The organism is Fundidesulfovibrio sp., assembly GCF_058402725.1.
In genome coordinates this window covers 1-19,100 of the sequence record NZ_JBZVFJ010000075.1, presented here as the reverse complement: position 1 = coordinate 19,100, position 19,100 = coordinate 1, and the positions used below count along the sequence as shown (strand labels likewise).

General features: G+C 67.4%; 13 protein-coding genes, 3 tRNA genes and 1 pseudogene. 8 read left to right on the top strand and 9 right to left on the bottom strand.

The window, feature by feature from the left end:
- Positions 1-209 precede the first annotated feature (209 nt).
- From ACV4UX_RS11215 to dksA, 5 genes are all read right to left on the bottom strand, one after another.
- Complete coding sequence (locus tag ACV4UX_RS11215) at positions 210-2,504, bottom strand: HD family phosphohydrolase (protein ID WP_491593369.1); 2,295 nt, start codon at positions 2,502-2,504, stop codon at positions 210-212.
- Positions 2,470-3,453, bottom strand: coding sequence for a PhoH family protein (locus tag ACV4UX_RS11210; RefSeq protein ID WP_491593368.1), 984 nt, complete (start codon positions 3,451-3,453; stop codon positions 2,470-2,472). The genes ACV4UX_RS11215 and ACV4UX_RS11210 overlap by 35 nt, the downstream gene beginning before the upstream one ends.
- A 10-nt stretch (positions 3,454-3,463) precedes the next feature.
- The gene (locus ACV4UX_RS11205; protein ID WP_491593367.1) at positions 3,464-5,194 is read right to left on the bottom strand and encodes a methyl-accepting chemotaxis protein; all 1,731 of its coding nucleotides are present in this window, start codon (positions 5,192-5,194) and stop codon (positions 3,464-3,466) included.
- A 66-nt stretch (positions 5,195-5,260) separates the two neighbouring features.
- Positions 5,261-6,727, bottom strand: a complete 1,467-nt coding sequence (locus tag ACV4UX_RS11200; protein ID WP_491593366.1) for an NFACT RNA binding domain-containing protein — start codon at positions 6,725-6,727, stop codon at positions 5,261-5,263.
- A 10-nt stretch (positions 6,728-6,737) separates the two neighbouring features.
- On the bottom strand, positions 6,738-7,100 hold the full coding sequence (dksA, locus tag ACV4UX_RS11195) for an RNA polymerase-binding protein DksA (protein WP_491593365.1): 363 nt from the start codon (positions 7,098-7,100) through the stop codon (positions 6,738-6,740).
- Between the two features lie 241 nt (positions 7,101-7,341).
- Between dksA and ACV4UX_RS11190 the strand changes: the two genes are divergently transcribed.
- The 6 genes from ACV4UX_RS11190 (at position 7,342) to ACV4UX_RS11165 (ending at position 10,792) form a co-directional block, all read left to right on the top strand.
- Positions 7,342-7,416 (top strand) — tRNA-Gly (locus tag ACV4UX_RS11190).
- An 84-nt stretch (positions 7,417-7,500) separates the two neighbouring features.
- Positions 7,501-7,575, top strand: a tRNA-Cys gene (locus ACV4UX_RS11185).
- 4 nt (positions 7,576-7,579) lie between these two features.
- Positions 7,580-7,654, top strand: a tRNA-Gly gene (locus tag ACV4UX_RS11180).
- Positions 7,655-7,775: 121 nt separating this feature from the next.
- Positions 7,776-8,513, top strand: a complete 738-nt coding sequence (locus ACV4UX_RS11175) for a methyltransferase (RefSeq protein ID WP_491593364.1) — start codon at positions 7,776-7,778, stop codon at positions 8,511-8,513.
- Positions 8,506-10,242: a YcaO-like family protein gene (locus tag ACV4UX_RS11170; RefSeq protein ID WP_491593363.1), complete on the top strand. Its 1,737-nt coding sequence runs from the start codon at positions 8,506-8,508 to the stop codon at positions 10,240-10,242. Before ACV4UX_RS11175 ends, ACV4UX_RS11170 begins: the two co-directional genes overlap by 8 nt.
- Before the next feature lie 232 nt (positions 10,243-10,474).
- Complete coding sequence (locus tag ACV4UX_RS11165) at positions 10,475-10,792, top strand: TusE/DsrC/DsvC family sulfur relay protein (RefSeq protein WP_173085822.1); 318 nt, start codon at positions 10,475-10,477, stop codon at positions 10,790-10,792.
- A gap of 149 nt (positions 10,793-10,941) precedes the next feature.
- Here ACV4UX_RS11165 and ACV4UX_RS11160 read toward each other — a convergent pair whose 3' ends face one another.
- Positions 10,942-13,656 (bottom strand): tetratricopeptide repeat protein, encoded by a 2,715-nt coding sequence (locus tag ACV4UX_RS11160; protein WP_491593362.1) that lies wholly within the window; start codon positions 13,654-13,656, stop codon positions 10,942-10,944.
- 204 nt (positions 13,657-13,860) lie between these two features.
- Here ACV4UX_RS11160 and ACV4UX_RS11155 point away from each other — a divergent pair, with 204 nt between their 5' ends.
- Positions 13,861-14,601 carry a UPF0280 family protein gene (locus tag ACV4UX_RS11155; protein WP_491593361.1) on the top strand — a complete coding sequence of 247 codons (741 nt, stop codon included), beginning with the start codon at positions 13,861-13,863 and terminating at the stop codon, positions 14,599-14,601.
- A 197-nt stretch (positions 14,602-14,798) separates the two neighbouring features.
- On the opposite strand, the gene ACV4UX_RS11150 is transcribed toward ACV4UX_RS11155, so the two are convergent.
- From ACV4UX_RS11150 to ACV4UX_RS11140, 3 genes are all read right to left on the bottom strand, one after another.
- Positions 14,799-16,142, bottom strand: a complete 1,344-nt coding sequence (locus ACV4UX_RS11150) for a DnaA ATPase domain-containing protein (protein WP_491593360.1) — start codon at positions 16,140-16,142, stop codon at positions 14,799-14,801.
- 521 nt (positions 16,143-16,663) lie between these two features.
- Positions 16,664-17,686 carry a glycosyltransferase family 2 protein gene (locus ACV4UX_RS11145; protein ID WP_491593359.1) on the bottom strand — a complete coding sequence of 341 codons (1,023 nt, stop codon included), beginning with the start codon at positions 17,684-17,686 and terminating at the stop codon, positions 16,664-16,666.
- A 47-nt stretch (positions 17,687-17,733) separates the two neighbouring features.
- Positions 17,734-18,393: a ferredoxin-like domain-containing protein gene (locus tag ACV4UX_RS11140; protein ID WP_491593358.1), complete on the bottom strand. Its 660-nt coding sequence runs from the start codon at positions 18,391-18,393 to the stop codon at positions 17,734-17,736.
- Positions 18,394-18,583: 190 nt separating this feature from the next.
- Here ACV4UX_RS11140 and ACV4UX_RS11135 point away from each other — a divergent pair.
- Positions 18,584-19,100 (top strand): annotated as a pseudogene (locus ACV4UX_RS11135) (bacteriohemerythrin); the annotation flags it as partial.

Here is a 19,100-nt window from a genome sequence, read left to right as displayed (position 1 = left end):
AGCCCGCGAAGCGGAGAGGGAGTGCAGAGGGCGTAGCCCTTTGCCCGCCGGAGGCTTCTTCCCCGACCGCGCACCCGCTCCACGTCTGTCGAATCTCCCGCCGTCGCGAAGCAAGGTGGGATTCCAAAGGGCGTAGCCCTTTGGCCGCCGGAGGCATCTTCCCCGACGGACTGCCCGCCCTGCCCTGCCCTTGCCGCGTCACCCCGGCACTACGCCGCTTTTTCGGGCGCGGCGTTCTTGTCGCCGTTCTCTTTGTCCTTGTTTTTGGACTTGTCGAGGTTGGGGTATTCGATGCGGTGGTGGAAGATGCCGGTGAGGATCTTGTGGAAGGTTTCCGAGGCCTGGGTGAGGTCCTTGAGGGTGAGTTCGGAGCCGTCGAGTTCGCCTTCGTTGTAGAGCTTGCGCATGATGGACTGGATGTGCCCCCGGATGCGGCTGGGGGTGGGGTCCACGAGGGTGCGGCTGGAGGCCTCGATGGCGTCGGCGAGCATGATGATGCCCGCTTCTTTGGACTGGGGCTTGGGTCCCGGGTAACGGAATTCTTCCTCGCGCACGGGTTCTTCGCCTTTGGCTTCGGCCTGTTCCTGGGCCTTGTGGTAGAAGTAGGCGATGAGGGTCATGCCGTGGTGCTGTCCGATGAGGCTTGCGATCTCGTCGCCCAGCTTGTGCTCGCGCGCCAGTTCCACGCCCTTCTTGACGTGGGAGATGAGGATGAGGGCGCTCATGGAGGGCGAGAGCTTGTTGTGCTTGTTTTCCTTGCCGTAGAGGTTTTCGATGAAATACTGGGGATTCTTGAGTTTTCCGATGTCGTGGTAGAGGGCGGCCACCTTGGCCAGCAGGGCGTTGGCCCCCACGGCGCGCGCGGCGGCCTCGGCCATGTTGGCCACGATGACCGAGTGATGATAGGTGCCGGGGGCCGAGACCATGAGTTCCTGGAGCAGCGGCTGCTCAAGGTTCATGAGTTCCATGAGCCGAAAACGCGAGGTGTAGCCGAAGACGAGTTCCAGGATGGGGCTCAGGCCCAGCACCAGGAGCAGGGAGAAAACGGCGTTGAATGCGGCGTGGACGCCGCCGGCCAGGGTGAGTTCCCCGGCGGTGTCCTGGACGAGGGCGATGCCCAGCCAGGAGACCACGCAGAGGGCGGCCAGGGGCAGGATGGAGCGCAGCACGTCCTGGCGGGTTTCGCAGTCGCGGATGATGCTCGCGTAGACCAGCCCGCCCAGCATGTAATAACTGAAAAGGTAAAGATTCCCGCCCACCTCGTTGGTGACCAGGTAGGAGAGCAGGAGCACGGCGAAGGAGCACAGCGCCTGCGGGAGGAACATGGCGAGCACGCCGGCGGCTCCGGCCACGGGCAGGCCGAAGGCCACCTGTCCGGTCTTGAGGAAGACGGGGAGGTGCGCCTCGGAGATGCGGGCCAGCTCCACGAACTTGGCCAGGAGCACGAAAAAGGCGGTGACGGCGGCCAGGGAGAGCCAGTCGCGGTTGGAGACGGCGCGGATGCCGGATTTTTTGCCGTGGGAGAGATGCAGAAGCACGAAGAAGAGGCACGAGAGCAGGAAGGTGCCGGGGATGGCCAGGGGTTTGAGGAAGCTGCCCCTGTGGGCGTAGAGCGCCTGGAGCTTGCTCTGCTGGTCGGCGGTGACGCGTTCGCCCTGGCGCACGATCATCTCGCCTCTGTGGATGCTGGCGTAGACGGGCTCCATGGCCTCCACGATCTCGCGCTTTCGCTCCTGGGTGAGGCTCTGATTGTAGACGATGCTGGGCACGAGGTAGGGCCCGGCCAGGGCGAAAACGGCCTTGCGCACGCGGATGTTTTTCTTGAGGTCTCGCCGCAGGAGCTGGTCGAGTTCTTCCTTGAGTCGCTCCAGGTCGAGCACGGCGGGGCCTTCCAGGTGGAGGGTCTCCATGCCCGAGGGCAGCTCGCGCAGAAGCACGCCCTGCTTGTAGGGGGCGAACATGATGGGGTTGGCCGCCACGCCCCTGGCGTAGGCCTCCCTGAGCCAGGGAAGAACCTGGAGGGCCATGACGTCCTGGAATTCCTGGGATCGCCAGGTGGAGAGCGTGTCGCGGGACAACTCGACGTTGAGATCCTCGGAGATGGAGGCGCGCAGCTTCTCCTGATCTTCCTCGTTGCGTTTGACCAGGGCGAGGATGGCCAGGACATTCTTGGACAGCAAATCGAAGGGATCGAGACTCAGGTCGAAGACGGGGGGCTGGTTGTTGGAGACCTGCTCGCGCTTGCGCTTGGTGGCTTCGCGGTCTTCGTAGCGCAGGGTCTGCTCGGCGGTGACGTCCTGCGAAGCCACCTCTCCGGCCAGGAAGACCTTGACCGGGGAGGAGAAACGCACGGAGGCAAGGACGCTCGCGCCCAGGATGACCGCCAGGAAGACATAGAACCCCCAGGAGAGGCTCTCGCAGGGTTTTCCGGGCAGGCAGGGGGCGCAGCCCTTGGAAGCGGCCTGGCAGTTAGGCTTCTTCAGGCGGCTGAGTATGCCGTTCATAGGCTTGCACGATCCGGCCCACCAGGGGGTGGCGGATCACGTCCTCCTCCGTGAAGGTGACGAACGTAAGGCCCTGCACGCCCGCAAGGACGCGACGGGCTTCGATGAGGCCCGAGGGCGCGCCGCGCGGCAGGTCGACCTGGGTCACGTCCCCGGTCACCACCGCTTTGGACCCGAAGCCGATCCGCGTCAAGAACATCTTCATCTGTTCGGGGGTGGTGTTCTGGGCCTCGTCGAGAATGATGAAGGCGTCGTTGAGGGTGCGCCCGCGCATGAAGGCCAGGGGGGCCACCTCGATGACGCCTTCGGCGAGCATGGCGGCCACGCGCTGGTAGTCGAGCATGTCGTGAAGGGCGTCGTAGAGGGGGCGCAGGTAGGGGTTGACCTTTTCGGCCAGGTCGCCCGGGAGGAAGCCCAGCTTCTCGCCTGCCTCCACGGCCGGGCGGGTGAGGATCAGGCGCTTGACGCGCCTCGCCAGGAGGTCGCCCACGGCGGCGGCCACAGCCAGATAGGTCTTGCCGGTGCCTGCGGGGCCGATGCCGAAGGTGAGGTCGCTGGCGCGGATCGCGCCCAGGTATTCGCGCTGGACGAAGGTTCGCGGGGTGATGGTCTTCTTGGGGGCCACCAGGAAGGCGTCCTCCTCGAAGACCCTGGCCAGGGGGGCGTCGGGGTCGCGGCTGATGCGCCCGAGCACGGGCTCGATGTCGCGGGGATAGACGGGCACGCCCTTCTTGAGCATGCCGTAGAGCCGCACCATGGCCTCGGCCACCTGGTCGATGAGTTCGGCGGTCTCGCCGCGCAACGTGAGCACGGCCCCGCGCGAGTTGGCGTGCACGCCGGTCTTTTCCGAGACGAAGGCCAGGTTGGCGTTGTGAGGGCCGAAGAGATCCCTGGCCAGCTCCGGGTCGTCGAATTCGAGCTTGCGGGCGAAGCCGCTCTGTCTTGGCATCGCGTCCTTGTCAGCCGAGCTTCACGTCCAGGCCCAGCACGCCCAGCACCGCGCCTTCCCGGTTTTCCACCGGGCGGCTCACGGTGATGCAGGGCTGCTGGGAGGCCGAGGAGACGTAGACCTCGGAAATGTAGATGTCTTTCTGGGACATGGCCCCTTTGAACCAGGGGCGCGTGCTCCAGTTCTTGCCGAACCCCGTGCCGTCGTACTGGGCGGCGAAGCCCGCCTGGGGGATGTTGTTCACCACCTGCAAGCCACGTGCGTCCGTGACGTAGGCCAGCTCCACGAAGGAATTGGCGGCCAGGGACTTGCGCAGGGCCTGCTCCATGCGGCCCCGGTCCATGGAGGCCAGCTCGTCGGAGGTGGCGAGCTGTTCCACCAGCTCCTGCACGGTTCCCTGCCCAAGCAGGGTAAACACGCTGTTCAGGTTGGCAAGCTCCCCCACCTGCTCGATCAGGGTGTCCAGGCCCTTTTCGCAGAGTTCCATGCCGCGCATGGTGTCGGCGGAGATGTCGCGCACCGCGCCCACGGAGCGCCCGATCTGGTTGCTGGCGGCAGACTGCTGTTCGGCCGCAGCCGCGATGGAGCTGACCTGGCCCGCCGTGGCGTCCACGAAGGAGACGATCTCCTTGAGGGCCTCGCCGGACTGGCGGGCCTGGCCGGTGGCCTTCTCCACCTCGGAGGCAGCGCTTTCCATGCCGGAAACGGCCTCGCGCGCCCCCGACTGGATGGCCTCGATCACCTGGCCCACCTCGCGGGTCGCGCCCATGGTCTTTTCGGCGAGCTTGCGCACCTCGTCGGCAACCACCGCGAAGCCCCTGCCGGCCTCGCCCGCGCGGGCGGCCTCGATGGCGGCGTTGAGGGCCAGCAGGTTGGTCTGGTCCGCGATGTCGGAGATCACGGTCATGATGGCCCCGATGGCGCTGGCGCGCCCGCCCAGGTCCTCCACCACGCCCTTGAGCTCCAGGGTGCGCTCGTAGGCCCCGGTGATGGAGCCCACCACGCCGTCCACCACGCGCGCGCCGCGCTCGGCGCACTCGCGCGCCTTGCCAGCCAGATCGGCGGCCCCGGAGGCGTTGCGGGCCGATTCCAGCACGGCCTGATCCATCTGCTCCACGGCCAGGGCGGCCTGGGAGACCATCTCGGCCTGGCGGTGCGCGCCTTCGGAGGTCTTGTCCACTTCCTGGGAGAGGTTGCTGGCCACGTGCTGGATTTCGCCGACGACATTCTTGAGCGTCCCGGCGGCCCCGCCCATGCCCTGGCGGCGGGCGGCCTCGGCGCGCTGGCGGGCCTGGGCGGCGTGGTCCATGGCCAGCTGGCACTGGCGGGCGTTTTCGGCGGCCTGGTCCTCGTGCTCGCGGGCCTGGGCGAAGAGTTCGCGCACGCGACCGAGGAGGGTGTTCACCTCCTGGCCGATGCGGTCGATCTCGTCCGCTCCGTGGGCCTCGTAGCGGGCGTCCAGGTCGCCCCTTTCGGCCTGTTCCATCACGGCGAGCACGCGCCCCACCCGCCCGGTGAGCCCGAGTCCGGTGAAGGCCCCCGCCGCCACGGCCAGGAGCGTGGCCGCGACGCCCGACCACAGCATGCACGACTTGAGCGAGGCCAGCTTGCCCGCCAGCTGCGGCGAGCCCGAGGCGAGGAGGAGCGCCTCGTCGAGCCCCATCCAGGCGGCAATCCAGAGCCCCGTGACCAGCACGACCGTGAACAACGAGAGGACCTGCAGCTTCCGCTTGAGCGACATGATACGATTTACCTCATTTGTGAATTGCAGGCAGGCAGTCCGTTGTGTGGGCCGCGAACAAATTTGTCAAGCGCCCTCGGCCAGCGTCTCTTCCCGGCACGTTGCGGGGTCCACGAAGAGGGTGCGGGCCACGTCCACGCGCACGCGGCCCGCCGCCGCGCCCTTGATGGCGCGCACGTCGGCCACGCGGGCCAGCAGCACGGCGGCGTGGGCCTCGCCGGACCGCCAGGAGGCGCGGGCCGCCAGGGCCGCGGCCTCGCGCAGGGTGGCCTCGGGGGGCTCCTGGTGGGGCGAGTCGCGCTTGAGGATCACGTGCGCGCCGGGTCCGCCCTCGGCGTGGAGCCAGTAGTCGAAGGGGCTTGCCAGGGAGGTCAGGAGCCGGTGGTTGGCCTTGGCGTTGCGCCCGCGCAGGATGAGGAAGCCGTCGGAGGATCGGAAGCGGTGCAGGTCCGGGTCCTTCCGGGGGGCCGTGGCCGGCGTCGAACGGGCCGGGCCCTGGGCGCGCGGGCGTTCGGGGGGCAGCTCGCCTCGCAGGGTCTCGCCCTCCATGCGTTCAACGTGGGCCAGTCCGCGCCGCCCCTTGGCGGCCTTGCGGAAGAAGGCCTCCATGTTCTCGATCACCGTGAGCCCCGGGTCCATGGGCACTTCCAGAGGGCCGAGCGCGGGATGCTCCAGGGTCAGGGGGCCTGTCCTGGCGCGGGGGTCCAGCCGGGATAGATTGGCGGCCACGGCCTCGCCGAACGCCTGGCGGCCCGTGAGGGAGTCCAGACGCTTGCGGTCGCGCTCCAGGTGATCGAGCCGCTTCTTCTTCCGATTCTCCAGGCGGGCCGGTTCGTCGTCGGCCGGGGCCAGGGCCGCGAAGAACGCGGGACGGCCGTGGGCCATGGCGGCGGCCAGGGCCGTGGGCAGGCGCAGGGACTGTCGCGAGGCGGGCCAGGGCAGCGGCCCCTCGGCGGAGGGGGCGTCCTCGGCCAGGAAAAAGCCCCGCGCGCGTCCGGCCAGAAAATCGCCCAGGAAGGCGGGCCGGTCCTCGGGGTCCTCGCGCTGCAGGGCGCGGCGCAGGCTGCGCGGGCAGGCGGGGTCGGCCAGGGCCTGATCGGGGCCGTCCCATCCCGGGGCCTCTGCGAAGCCCTCGGGCAGGCGCTCCAGGACCACGGGGTCGTCCTCCATGGTGAGCAGAAGAAAGCGGCCTTCGCCGGGTGAGAGTTCCAGAACGAGCCTCCTGCGCTGCCAGTCGCAGACCCCGCCCAGCACCTTGCGGCCCTTGAGGCGCTTGCGCAGCCACATCACCCGGGCGTCCGGCGTGGCGGGGTTGAGGGGTTTGGCTTCGCAGGGGAAGAGCAGGCCCAGGCGTGTGTGGGCGCGCAGGAGCAAAAAGCGGCAGGCGGGCGACGGGTCCGGCCCCGGGAAGACGGGAGGCGTGAAGGCGAAAGTCCAGAACCCCGGGGCGGGGCCGTAGACGGTATCGAAGCGAACGCCCTGCAGGAGCCGCGCAGTCTCGGGCCCCAGAAACCGGAAGAAGGCTGCGTCCATCGGGGAGGGGCTATTCGCCCCTCAGGTCCTCGTCGGCCTCCTGGCGGGCCTTGCACTTGATGCAGAGGGTGGTGACGGGGCGCGCCTTGAGCCGTGGCACGCTGATGTCCTCGCCGCACTCCTCGCAGATGCCGTAGGTGCCGTCCTCGATGCGCTCGATGGCCTCCTGGATCTTGCGGATGAGCTTGCGTTCGCGGTCGCGCAGGCGCAGGGTGAAGGCGCGGTCGGACTCGGCCGTGGCGCGGTCTGCGGGGTCGGCGTAGACCTCGACGGTGTCGGTCATGTCCTCGATGGTTTCTTCGCCCTTCTTGAGGATGTCCTGCAGGGAGTCGTTCAGATAGTGGCGGAAGAAGTCAAGATCCTTCTGTTCCATGGGGAAGCCTCCGGGAGGGCAAGCGCCCTCGGGTCAAGAAGTGAGTCCACTTAATGGATTTGCCGGTGGAGGTAAAGCCCCGCAGGGCTCGGGACGCCACTTTGCGGGAATCCCTCCCCTGGAGCGTCCAACCTGCCGGGATCATGGTTTTTCGCGCCTTTGATCCGCGATATGTTCAGCTCCCGGCATTTTGGCGCTTGACACCCACCCCCCTGTCGGCTAGACACGCCTCTCGCCACGAGCGGGAGTAACTCAGTGGTAGAGTGCAACCTTGCCAAGGTTGAAGTCGCGGGTTCAAATCCCGTCTCCCGCTCCATCCCCCCAAGGGGATTTTTTTTCGGCGCGGCGGAAGTCGTTGACAGCGGAGGACAACTCCACTAGGAATGGCTTCCCCTTGAGGGGCGGCATAGCCAAGTGGTAAGGCAGAGGTCTGCAAAACCTCCATTCTCCGGTTCAAATCCGGATGCCGCCTCCAGTTCGCGGGAGTAACTCAGTGGTAGAGTGCAACCTTGCCAAGGTTGAAGTCGCGGGTTCAAATCCCGTCTCCCGCTCCACAGAACGCCAAAGGGCCGGCCTCCATGCGAGACCGGCCCTTTTCGCTGGCTGACCGGCCGTAGAGCCTCAAACCGCGCCCCTCGCCATGGCCGGCGGCGTCCGGGGCAGGGAGCCTTGCCCATGCACGCCGACCCGCGCATCCTGGAACTGGCCCTGGCCCCCGAGGCCTCCCTCGACGACCTGCTGGCCCTGGCCGGCTCCAGGCACCCCGTGCGCTTCGAAAGCGTCTGCCTGGGCGACATGGCCCTGGATCTGCTCCAGATCGCAGACCTTTCCGCCTACATCGACCGCCTCGTGGAGACAGCCCGGCCAGGCGAAAGACTCGCCCTGCCCTTCTGGGCCAAGCTCTGGCCGGCCTCGCTGCCCCTGGCCATGCTCCTCTCCAGGCTCACCCCCCGGCCGGGCGACCGGCTCGTGGAGCTGGGCGCGGGCCTGGGCCTGTGCGGGCTCACAGGGGCCAAAAGGGGCTACCGGGCGCTCATCACCGACATCGAACCCGAGGCCCTGCTCTTCATGCGCGCCGCCATCCTGAAGAACGGACTGGACCATACCGCAAAGGTCGGATATCTGAACATCGCCGACGCGCGCACCGACGAGCAGTTCGAGATCATCGCCATGTCCGAAGCCCTCTACCTTCCAGCCCTCCACGAACCCCTGGCCGCCTTCCTGGCCGGACACCTGAGCGACGCCCCCGGCGCGCAGGCCCTCATCTCCTGCGACCGCTGCCGCGAGGCCGCCCCCTTCTTCGCCCAGGCCAGTAAGACCTTCTCCATCCAGCGCACACAGGCCTCCTGCCGCTCCGGCGAGGAGACCCAGACGAGCGTGCTCTTCCGCATGCAGAAAAAGGCCCATGCGTAAACTGCAAAACACCCCCAAGGGCTACACCGCCGACTCCGACAAGCTCTGCGCCCCCGAAGACACCGTGGCCCGCGTCAAGGCGCGCTTCGAGCGCCTGGGCGGCGTGCTGGGCGAGTTGCGGCGCACCGACACCGGCAGGCTCGGCATCCCCGTCTACCTCTCCCTCTGCGGCCCCTCCGCCCGCGCCGTGATGCCCACGCGCAAGCAGATGGGAAAGGGCGCGTCCCCGGCCCAGGCCGAGGCCTCGGCCCTCATGGAACTGGCCGAGCGCTTCAGCTACTTCAGCTTCTGGGCCGACGAGGAGCGCTTCACCCGCGCCACCTGGCGGCAGGCCCAGGCCCTCTGGCCCGGCCGCGTGATGCCCGTGGCCGAGGTGATCCTCTCCGTGCACGACGACCTCTCCGAGGAGGACGCAGAAAGCATCCTGGACCTCGTGCCCTGGCGCTTCTATCCCGCCGTGCGCGTGACCGACGGCCAGGAGGTGATGGTCCCGCTGGACTGGTTCAAGACCCTCAACGAATTCAACGGCTCCTCGGCGGGCAACTGCCTGGAGGAGTCCATCCTGCAGGGGGCCTGCGAACTGGTGGAGCGCCACGTCAGCGCCGTGGTGGACGCCGAGGAGCCCAGGCTCCCCACCATCGCCGCCCACCCCGTGGACGACCCCGTGCTCAAGGGCCTCATCGACGCCTTCCAGCGCAACGGCGTGAAGCTCTGGCTCAAGGACTTCAGCCTGGGAATGCCCGTGCCCACCGTTGGCGCCCTGGCTTACGACCCCTCCACCTTGGGCATGCGCAGCGAGATTGTCTTCACCGCGGGCACCTCCTCCTCGCCCGTGAAGGCCGCCATCCGCGCCGTCACCGAGATCGCCCAGCTGGCCGGCGACTTCGAGACCGGCAGCAACTACGAGGCCTCGGGCCTGCGCAAGTTCCAGGACCTGGGCGAGATATCCTGGGTGGCCGAAGGCCCCTCCACGGACCTGAAGCGCCTGCCGGACCTGGAAAAGGACGACATCCTCCACGAACTCCTGGCCCTGGCCGAAGGGCTGGCCGCCAAGGGGCTCACGCTCTACACCGTGGAAACCACCCATCCGGAGCTGGACGTGGCCGCCAACTACAGCTTCGTGCCGGGCTTTCTCTTCCGCGAGCGCACCCCCCGGGCCAGCCTGGGCATGTTCGTGGGCCGCTATCTTGCCGAGCAGGCCGACGAGCACGAAGCCGTGCAGGGGCTCAAACGCCTGGAAGAGCTGTGCCCCGGACGCCCCTGGCTGCCCCTGCACAAGGGCCTGCTGGCCCTGCGCCTGGACGACCCCGGGGAGGCCGCCGCGCTCTTCCGGGAAGCCGCCCCCCTCCAGGAGGACTCCGAAGACCAGGGCATGGCCGTGTTCTACGAGGCCTACGCCCACACCCGCATGGACCGCTGGGACCTGGCCGCGCCGCTTCTGGACAAGGCCATCGCCCTCTCCCCGGACGTGAAGGAATACCACAACCTGCGCGGCGTCACCCGCTTCAAGGCCAAAGCCTACGACCTGGCCGCCTGCGACTTCGAAGCCGCCCTGTCCCTTGATTCCGGCTCCGCCATGGACCTGGCCAACCTGGGCCTGTGCCACCTGCGCCTGGGCCACGACGACGCCGCGCGCGAGTTCCTGGGCAAGGCCCTGGAGATGGACCCGGGCCTCGATTTCGCCCGCGCGAGCCTCACGGAACTTGGCCCGTCCAAGGACGGCGACTAAAATCATTTGACAACCATCTGAATTGGCCTTTAAGACGGCACGAATTCGGGTGGGGACCCTGGGTGGAACGCCAAGCGCTTGCAAAGCGCTCTGGCATGGTGTAAGAAAATCGCGTTCTTACCTGTGGTACCAAAACAGCGGATCGCTGTTCATTGGTTTTGGAGCCCTCTCACGAGGGTGCCGGCATTCGGGCAACCGATCAGAGCTCAAGTAACGCCAAGGAGGATGGAGAATGGCCACGATTGAATTCAAGGGCAAAACCTTCGAGGTCGACGAAGACGGCTTCCTGCAGCGCTTCGAGGACTGGAACCCCGACTGGGTGGACTACGTGAAGGAGTCCGAGGGCATCAAGGAACTCTCCGAAGAGCACAACAAGGTGATCGAGTTCCTGCAGGACTACTACAAGAAGAACGGCATCGCCCCCATGGTGCGCATCCTCTCGAAGGTGACCGGCTTCAAGCTGAAGCACATCTACGAGCTGTTCCCCTCCGGCCCCGGCAAGGGAGCTTGCAAGATGGCCGGCCTTCCCAAGCCCACCGGCTGCGTGTAGTCGCCAGACTGCTCGTCCAGCGGGGCTCCTCCGGGAGCCCCGCTTTTTTTGTGGGGCTCCCGGAGGAGCCCCGCTTTTTTGCGCCCGTCACGGCGTCGCGCCAGGCGGTCAAGCCTTGCTGGCCTTTTCGAAACGGCTTGCCGATCGCCCTACTTCCCGCCCTTGGACGGCGGACCTCCCGCCGGAGGCAGGGCCTTCTGCGCCTTGGCCGTCCGCGCCGGGGGGGCGTTTTTTTCCTTGGCGGCCTTGTCCTCTTCTTCCTTGAAGAGTTCCGCGCGTTTCTTCTCGAAGCTCACGGCGGTCTTGATGGCGGCCAGGGCCATGGCCACGATGCTCACGATGATCACGAGCCCTTTCTGCACCTGCCATTTCTGGTTGCTCATGAGGTCTGCGAACCAGAACTGACCGGTTTTCTGGGCCAGAAAGATCATGCCGGGCACGGCCACCAGGGAGAGGGCCAGCCCCACCAGTTCCAACCACATGAAGCTCTTGCCCAGGAGCAGCACGAAGAGGGTGGCGTCGCGCACGATGCGCAGCGTCACGAGCCGGGCCTTGAGCAGCGTGACGCTGGCGTCGATCTCGTCCAGGTAGTCCTGGCACTTGCGGAAGTTTGCCGCCACCTGGAGCGAGGTGGTGCGCATCCAGTTGAGCTTGGTGGCGCAGGCGTTGAAGTCCTTGTTGAACTCCTTGAGCAGCTTGCCGAAGGGGAACCAGGCCGCTTCGTGGTGGATGTCCTTGAGATCCTCGTGAATCACCTTGAGACGCCCGTTGATGGCGGTGATGGCTTCTTCAACGGTCTGGTGCAGGTCTTTCTGCAGGGCGTCGTATTCGCTGACCACGCGGTTGAAGCAGACGTAGTTGTTGATCTTGGCCATCTCGGACAAGATACGGGCGCGCTCCAGGGCTTCTTTAAGGAAGGGGTGGTCCTCCCGGAACCAGCTTTTGAGGTAGGCGTCCAGGCCGGTGAGGCTGGCTGCCTTCTCGTCGCGCGCGGCACGCGCCTCGCTCCAGGGCCGCCAGAGGGCGTTCTGGATGTGGATGCGGCCGCGTTCGAGCTCCGGGTCCAGGAGGATGCGGTTGAAAAAGTTCAGGTCTTCGCGCAGGAGCACCAGGAATTCGTGCAGCCCCTGGTCGGTGAAGCCGAGCTTCACCATGCACACGCCCTGTCGATAGGCGGGTTCCACCCAGCGGGGGCACTCGTTGCGGGCCTGGCGGTAGTGGCTCAGGGCCTTCTGGTAGTCGCCCTGCACCTCCCAGGCGCGGCCTTCCAGGTAGGCCAGCCAGCCGCGCTGCAGGGGGGTGTAGGCCCCGCGCGCGGCCTCCTGCCAGAAATAGCCCGCGCGGTTCCAGTCGCCGGACTCCATGGCCATGAAGCCCTGCACCGCACGGGGCTGGAATCCCCGGCCGTACTTGGTCAGGGCCTGGGTGATCACCAGGTCGAAGCCTTCGGCGTCGGAGCCCCGCAGCCGGTCCAGGGCGTCCCAGAGCAGTTCCGACTCGTCGCGGGCGCCCGTGGGGGAGAGCCCGGCCGGCATCTCCTTGCCCTTGCTGCGCCACACGGCGGCAAGGCAGCGCAACTGCCCGTGGTGGTTGATCTCGAAAAGCCCCCTGAGGATCAGGCCGCGCAGGTCCTTGGCCACGGCGGTCTCGGCCAGGGCGTCTCCCGCCGCTCCGGCCAGGTCCTGGTTGAGGCGCATGGAGGCCTCCTCCAGTTTTGCCATGTCCTGCATGCCGATGTCTTCCCAGACACCCGGGAGCAGTTCGTGGAGGGCCTTGGTGGGGCATTGCGCGGGCGCGTGGCTGGCCAGGCCGCAGTAGAAGCAGGGAATGTTTGCCCCGGCCATGAGGTTGGTGGGCAGCTTGAAGGGGATTTCTCCCTGCTCGTCCTCGGCCTCCTCCTCGGCGACCAGGGAAATGTGGCACCAATCGTCCACCGTGAGCGTGCTTGAAGCGCGCCGCACGTCGTTGATGCGAAAGCCCGGCCCCAGGAAAAAGGCGGCCTTGAAGCTCATGTGGGGGAAGTCCGGGGCCAGCTCCTTCCAATCCAGGCCGATGCGTTTGGGCAGGTCCTTGTGCAGGTGCTGGCCCTTGCGGAACACGCAGGCCATGACGCTGGGCCAGTATTTCTTGCCGCTGTCGGGGTTCTTGAGATCCCTCTCCAGGCGCAGGAGTTCGCGCGTGATGTTGCGGAAGGAGCGCAGGTTGTCCAGGCCGAAGATCAGGTAGCCTTCATGGGAGAGATACTTGACGGCCATGCGCTCCAGCAGGGTCTGAAGCTCGGAGAAGACGGCGCGCCAGCCCTCGGCCGCGTTCTTGTCCAGGGGGTCGCCCAGGGGCCTTAGCATGTAGTACCAGCCCAGGGGCGACTCCTGGCCCATGGTGGTGTCCACGGCGAGCAGCCCGAAACCGGCGCGCGACAGGCCGGGAGCGTCCGGCGCGGGCTTGAAGCCCAGGCCCGGCAGGGTCTCCAGGGTCTTGGCGAAGCCGGGATGCACGTACATCTCCAGATCCTGGGAGGCGGCCACCTCCTGCTCCAGGTATTCGGACTGCACGGCCAGGGACATCTCGTACTTGTAGCCCACCAGAAGCGAGCCTGGCAGGGCCTGGACGAACAGGGGCAGACGGTTCACACGGGAGTAGCCCGCCAGGCGTCCCAGGGCCTTGAAGGCCTCTTCCCCGAAGAAGTACCACAGGGCCTGGGCGCCCTCCTGGCCCATGAGGAACCCACCGAATTCCGTGAAGATCTGGTTGAGAACCGGCGTGATCTGGCCCTCCCACACCAGCCAGATGCAGACGCCCGAGGAGACCAGCTTGGGCTGTGCGACGGGCGTCGCCTTGTCCACCAGATGGGAAAGCCTGTACATGCGATGCCTCGCGAACGTTTGTGGGCCGGAAAAGCCCCCTGGATTCTTCGGCCGGACGCGCGATCCCCTTAGGGCCGCGCCAGCCATCTCCTAGCGCGTCCGGGCCGCCAGGGGAAGCGCCCGGGGCGCGCGGCTTGTCCCGGGCCTCCGGGCATGGCATCATGGGGCCATGGCAAGCCACCGTTTCGGGCCAAGGAGCGCCCCATGATCCACCGCGACACCCAGCGCACCTACCGCGGCCTCTCGGAACCAGCCCAAGGCGAGGTCCGCTTCGCCGTGACCGTGGAAGAGTCGGACCTCCTCGTCACCGCCCGGCGGGACCTCTCGGCCGAGACGGCCCAGGCGCTCAACCGTTTGCGCGGACAGCTCAAGAACCACATCCTGCTGCACCCTGAGTTTCGCCCCTCGCTCACGCCCCTGCCCGACGACCCCGCCGCCCCGCCCCTGGTGCAAGACATGCTCCGCGCGGCCCGGGCCTGCCAGGTGGGCCCCATGGCCGCCGTGGCCGGGACCATCGCCCAGCATGTGGCCGACGCCCTGGCCCCCCTCTCGCCGGACATCCTCGTGGAGAACGGCGGCGACGTGGCCCTGCGTTCCACGCGGGAGCGCCTGGTGGCCCTGCTGGCCAGGCCCGTGCAGGGGGCGCGCCTGGCCCTGCGCCTGGCCCCCCGGGAGTTCCCCGTGTGCCTGTGCACCTCTTCGGCCACGGTGGGGCACTCGCTCTCCTTCGGCGCGGCGGACATGGTCACGGTGAAGGCGCGTTCGGGGGCCGTGGCCGACGCCGCGGCCACCACCCTGGGCAATCTGGCGCGCGGCGAGGCCCACCTGCCCCTGGTGATGGAGCGCGCCCGGGAACTTTCGCGCGTGGGGGTGCTCGGGGTGTTCGTCCAGGTGGGGGAGAAAATCGGCGTCTGGGGCGACATGGAACTGGCCGCCCTGGACTAGCCCCTGACCCTGCCCGGACCGCACGTTCAGCCCCCCTCCGCGTCCGGCCCCCGGATCCTTTTCCGGCCTTGGCTCCCGCCCCCTGCCTGCCGGGGCGGGCCGCAGGCTGTCCGGGGCCGCCTTCCATGAAAAGTCGAGCCCGGCGGGATGCCTCCCGCCGGGCTCGAAATCCGGCCGTGTCGGCGCAGGGAGCGGCTCTACTGGGCCAGGCGATCGATGGCCGCCTCCAACTGACGCCCCAGGGGCGTCTGCAGGGTGAGCTGGCGCTCCACGCTGGTGATGCCCTTGACCACCGTGGAGTGACGGCGGTTGAAGCGCTGCCCGATGTCGTGGAGCGAAAGGCAGGTGTGCTTGCGCGCCAGGAAGAAGGCGGTGTTGCGGGCCATCACGTGCTGGCGCTTGCGGCTCTTGGAGTGCAGGTGCTCGGGATGGATGTCGTACATCTGGCAGACGTGCTCCACGATCTGCTCGATGCCCACGGCGGGCTGCTCCAGATCGTAGTTGCGCAGCACGTCCCAGGCCATGTCCATGGAGATGGCCTGGCCCAGCACGCGGGCCTTGAGGGCCAGGTTCTGCAGGCAGGACTCCAACTGGCGGATGTCCGCGCGGATGCGGTCGGCCAGGAGCCCGGCCACGTCGCCGGGCAGGAGCACCTGGTGGATCCTGGCCTTGCTGAGCAGGATGTTCAGCCGGGTCTGATGGTCCGGCTGCTCGATGGTGGCCACGAACCCGGCGCAGAGCCTGGAGGCCAGCTGGCTGTCCAGGCCGGTGAGTTCCTTGGGCAGGAAGGAACTGGTGAACACCACCCGGCAGCCCCTGGACTGGAGGGCCGAGAGCGTGTTGAGCAACTCGTCCTGGAGCTTGGGCTTGCCCTGGAAGAAGTGGATGTCCTCCAGAATGAGGATGTCCACGTTGTCGCGGAACTGGGCCTTGAAGCGCTCCACCTCGCGCATCTTGATGGAAAGAATGAGCCTGGAGGAGAATTCCTCGGCCGTGAGGTAGACCACGCGGGGCTTGCGCCTGCGCTCGCGGTCCACAAGCAGGCGGCCCATGGCCTGGCTCAGGTGGGTCTTGCCCAGGCCGGGGCCTGCGCTGATGAAGAGCTGGCTGGCGGAAAGGGTCTCGCGGCACAGGCCAAGGGAGGCCTCGTAGGCCAGGGCGTTGGAGGGCCCCACCACGAACTGGTCGAAGGAGAAGCGGAAGGCCGCCGCGAGATCGTGCGTTTCGCGCGCCGCAGCCGGACGTTCACAGGCCAGGGCCTCGCCGTCTGCCTGGGGCTGGGCCAGGGACACGGCGACCGGACCGGAGGCGGAACGCACCTCGATGCGCGGAGTGAGACCCATCACCTGGGCGGCGGCCTGGGCCACGGAATCGGCCAGGCGGTCCCGCACCCAGGCGGCGACGAACTCGTTGGGGGCCTTGAGAATCAAGCCGCCTTCCTCGAAGGCGGCCGCCAGAGGCTTGATCCATACCTGGTAGAGACCGGGATTGAGACTGCGTTCCAAAACGCCTTGGATTTGGGTCCAGGTCGGGTTTGTCATGGGGGTGTGATGCAAGGCATCGATTTTTTTCTCAAGCCGGAGGAGAGGGGCGCACGAGGCGACGGGTCAGGCGATTATCCAAAAGCCAAGCACTTGATATCATGACAAAGACTCGGAAAGGCCTTTGCCCCCGCGCTCATGCTCCAGGTGGCGGAAACCTTCTGGCTCCAAGGGATTCCGCAGGGTGGGGCATCGAGACACCAACAGGTGTTCATTTCTTTATCCACATGCGGTCATCCATTTTTCTCAATTTTGCTTCGTTTTTTGTGATTTTCTGTTTTCCAGACTCTCTTGACGGAGCCTCTTTTCAAGCTTTCAAGCCATACTCCGGGCTTTCTCAGGCAATGCCGCAAGATCGCCATCGTTCCATACAAACCCAAACACCTTGAATATAAGGATATCATTTCTGACACCGTTTCGAGGCAAAATGTCCGTCAAGAGAAAAAGTAGGCATTCCCTACCTGATCCACCTCGTATGGAGTAACTACGGGCGGTTAACGGCGGGCCTTCCCGGCAACCCCTCAGCCCGCAAGGAGATAGTCCCGGCCGGGCGCGTGGCCCAGGGACTGAAGCATCCGCGCCACGGCCTCTCCCGCCCCGGGCTGCGACACATAGGACACCACGAACCCTTCCCCGGGAAGCGGCGCATCCCGGTGGTGCAGCACGGGCACGCCGCCCGGGCGGTTGCCGATCTTGGCCGGATCGATGTCCAGGTAGGCCCGGAAGCGAACGCCCCGCGCGGCCAGATGCGCCGCGCGTCTGCGCGTGACCCGCCCCGCCCCCACGATCCAGACCTCGGGATGGTGCGGGTTGCAGGCGGCAAGCCAGCGGGCCAGGTAGTCCGCCTTCATGGCGTGGAAGGCCTCGGGGGCGTAGCGCGGGTCCGTGCGCGAGAGCCGCCCGGGCGGGTCGTTCCAGGTGAAGAGCGTCTCCGGGCGTTTGGCCAGCACGGCCCCGGCCTCCAGCCAGCGCAGCCAGAGTTCGTGGTCCTCGGGGAACGGACCCTGCCGGTAGCCGCCCAGGCGCGCGAAGGAGGCCGCCCGGAACACGGCCGAGGGATGGGCCAGGGGCGCGTCGCGGAAGCGCTCCTGGGACATGGCCTCGTGGGTCTGCAGGGAGTTCACCCACTCCACATGGCGGGCGTAGCCCGGGCAAAGGGCGGCGTCGCCCCCGAAGGCCACGCGGCAGCCGCAGGCGTCCACGCGGGGGTGTTCCTCCAGGAGCGCGGCCTGGAGTTCCAGCCGCCTGGGATGGCAGGTGTCGTCGGCGTCCATGCGGGCCAGGCAGCGGCCCCGGGCGTGGGCGGCGGCGTGGTTCAGGGCATGGGCGATGCCCCGGCGGGGGCTTTGCAGCGCGCGCAGGCGAGGATCGCGCCCGGCGTGGGCCTCCAGGAGAGCCCGGGTGAGGCCGCCGTCGTCGCTGTGGTCGTCCACGGCCAGGATTTCGATGGCGCGCAAGGTCTGGGCCGAAAGGCTCTCCAGGGCCCCGGCCAGGTGGTCCGAGGCGTTGCGCACGGGCAGAAGGACCGAAACGAGAGGTTCCATGGCTTCAAAAGGAAGCGGCCGCCCCGACGGGGGGCGGCCGCAAGGCCTCAGAGCACGGCGGCCTTGACGGCCTCGATGCCCACGCGCTCCACGAAGCGCGCGCAGCGTTCCTTTTTCTTGGCGTTGTCGCGGTAGTGTTCCAGGAGCTTCTTCACCAGGGCCACCACCTGGGGGGCGTCCAGGTCCTCTGCCACCACGTCGGCGATGCGCGGCTTGCCGCCGGGGTGTCCGCCGAAGGCCACCGTGAAGCCGGACTTCTTGCCGATCACGCCCAGGTCGCGCACCAGGGAACTGGCGCAGCACAAGGGGCAGCCCGAGACGCCCATCTTCACCTTGGCGGGCAGCTCCATGCCCACGTAGAGTTTTTCCAGTTCCAGGCCCAGGCCCAGGGAGTCCTGGACGCCGAACTTGCACACGCTGGTGCCCGGGCAGGCCTGCACGAAGTGCACGCACAGCTCCACGGCCTGTCCGGCCATGGTGCCCAGGTCCTTCCAGATGTCCTCCACCTCTTCGGCCTTCACGCCCACCAGGGCGATGCGCTGGCCCGAGGTGATCTTCACGATGGGGATGGAATACTTGCTCACCACGGTGTTCAGGGCGTCCAGCACCTGGGGGGTGATGATGCCCACGGGAGTGCGGGGGACGATGGCCCAGGTCTCGCCGTCGCGCTGGAGGATGGCTCCGCGCGGCGTTTCGCTTTTCGACATGACGTTCTCCAGAATGGTTTAATCGGAATGATTCCGAATCGGGCGCTTCATAGCAGCCGCTCGGCTCATTGGCAATCAAAAGAAGCGTCCCGGTACGGGAGAGAACGCCCTTTGAAACCCCTCGCGGGAGTTGCCATCTGGATGATGGAGGGCTAGATGTAGGCTGTAGACCATTCATCTGGAGTGCACCATGTCCCTTCGCCTCGCGATGTACCTCGTCCTCGGCGCTTCCTTCCTCGCCTCCCTCGGCGCTGCCGCAACCGGTTTCGGTTCAGCCCCCCCTGTGTGGCTGGCCGTGTCCTCCGCACTGCTCGGCCTGGCCGCCCTGGCCGCCTTCGCGCTGCTGGTGGGCGCGCCCCTTTCCAGGCTCCTGGAGGCGTCCCGTCTGGCCGCCCAGGGGACGCTCGGCCCCGGGGACATCCCCCAGGGCGGCGAGGCGGGCGAACTGGGCAAGGCCCTGCTCGACTACTCGCAGTGCGTGCGCGCCGCCAGGGAGCAGGCCGCCGCCCACAAGGCCGAGGTGGAGACCACCGTCAAGAGTTGCGACGATTCCCTGCTCCAGGCCCAGGAGGCCTCGCGCCTGGCCGAGGAATCCAAGGCCAAGAATCTCCTGGGGGCCTCGCGCAAGCTCGAGGGCGTGGTGGAGCGGATCATGCACTCAGCAGGTTCGCTCTCCAACCAGATGGAGCGCATCTCCGAGGGCGCGG

Coding starts and splice junctions, on each gene's coding strand:
- ACV4UX_RS11170 (WP_491593363.1), top strand. CDS start 8,506: ATGCGTAAACTGCAAAACACCCCCAAGGGCTACACCGCCGACTCCGAC.
- ACV4UX_RS11155 (WP_491593361.1), top strand. CDS start 13,861: ATGATCCACCGCGACACCCAGCGCACCTACCGCGGCCTCTCGGAACCA.
- ACV4UX_RS11150 (WP_491593360.1), bottom strand. CDS start 16,142: ATGACAAACCCGACCTGGACCCAAATCCAAGGCGTTTTGGAACGCAGT.
- ACV4UX_RS11165 (WP_173085822.1), top strand. CDS start 10,475: ATGGCCACGATTGAATTCAAGGGCAAAACCTTCGAGGTCGACGAAGAC.
- ACV4UX_RS11200 (WP_491593366.1), bottom strand. CDS start 6,727: ATGGACGCAGCCTTCTTCCGGTTTCTGGGGCCCGAGACTGCGCGGCTC.
- ACV4UX_RS11175 (WP_491593364.1), top strand. CDS start 7,776: ATGCACGCCGACCCGCGCATCCTGGAACTGGCCCTGGCCCCCGAGGCC.
- ACV4UX_RS11145 (WP_491593359.1), bottom strand. CDS start 17,686: ATGGAACCTCTCGTTTCGGTCCTTCTGCCCGTGCGCAACGCCTCGGAC.
- ACV4UX_RS11210 (WP_491593368.1), bottom strand. CDS start 3,453: ATGCCAAGACAGAGCGGCTTCGCCCGCAAGCTCGAATTCGACGACCCG.
- ACV4UX_RS11160 (WP_491593362.1), bottom strand. CDS start 13,656: ATGTACAGGCTTTCCCATCTGGTGGACAAGGCGACGCCCGTCGCACAG.
- ACV4UX_RS11205 (WP_491593367.1), bottom strand. CDS start 5,194: ATGTCGCTCAAGCGGAAGCTGCAGGTCCTCTCGTTGTTCACGGTCGTG.
- ACV4UX_RS11140 (WP_491593358.1), bottom strand. CDS start 18,393: ATGTCGAAAAGCGAAACGCCGCGCGGAGCCATCCTCCAGCGCGACGGC.
- ACV4UX_RS11215 (WP_491593369.1), bottom strand. CDS start 2,504: ATGAACGGCATACTCAGCCGCCTGAAGAAGCCTAACTGCCAGGCCGCT.
- dksA (WP_491593365.1), bottom strand. CDS start 7,100: ATGGAACAGAAGGATCTTGACTTCTTCCGCCACTATCTGAACGACTCC.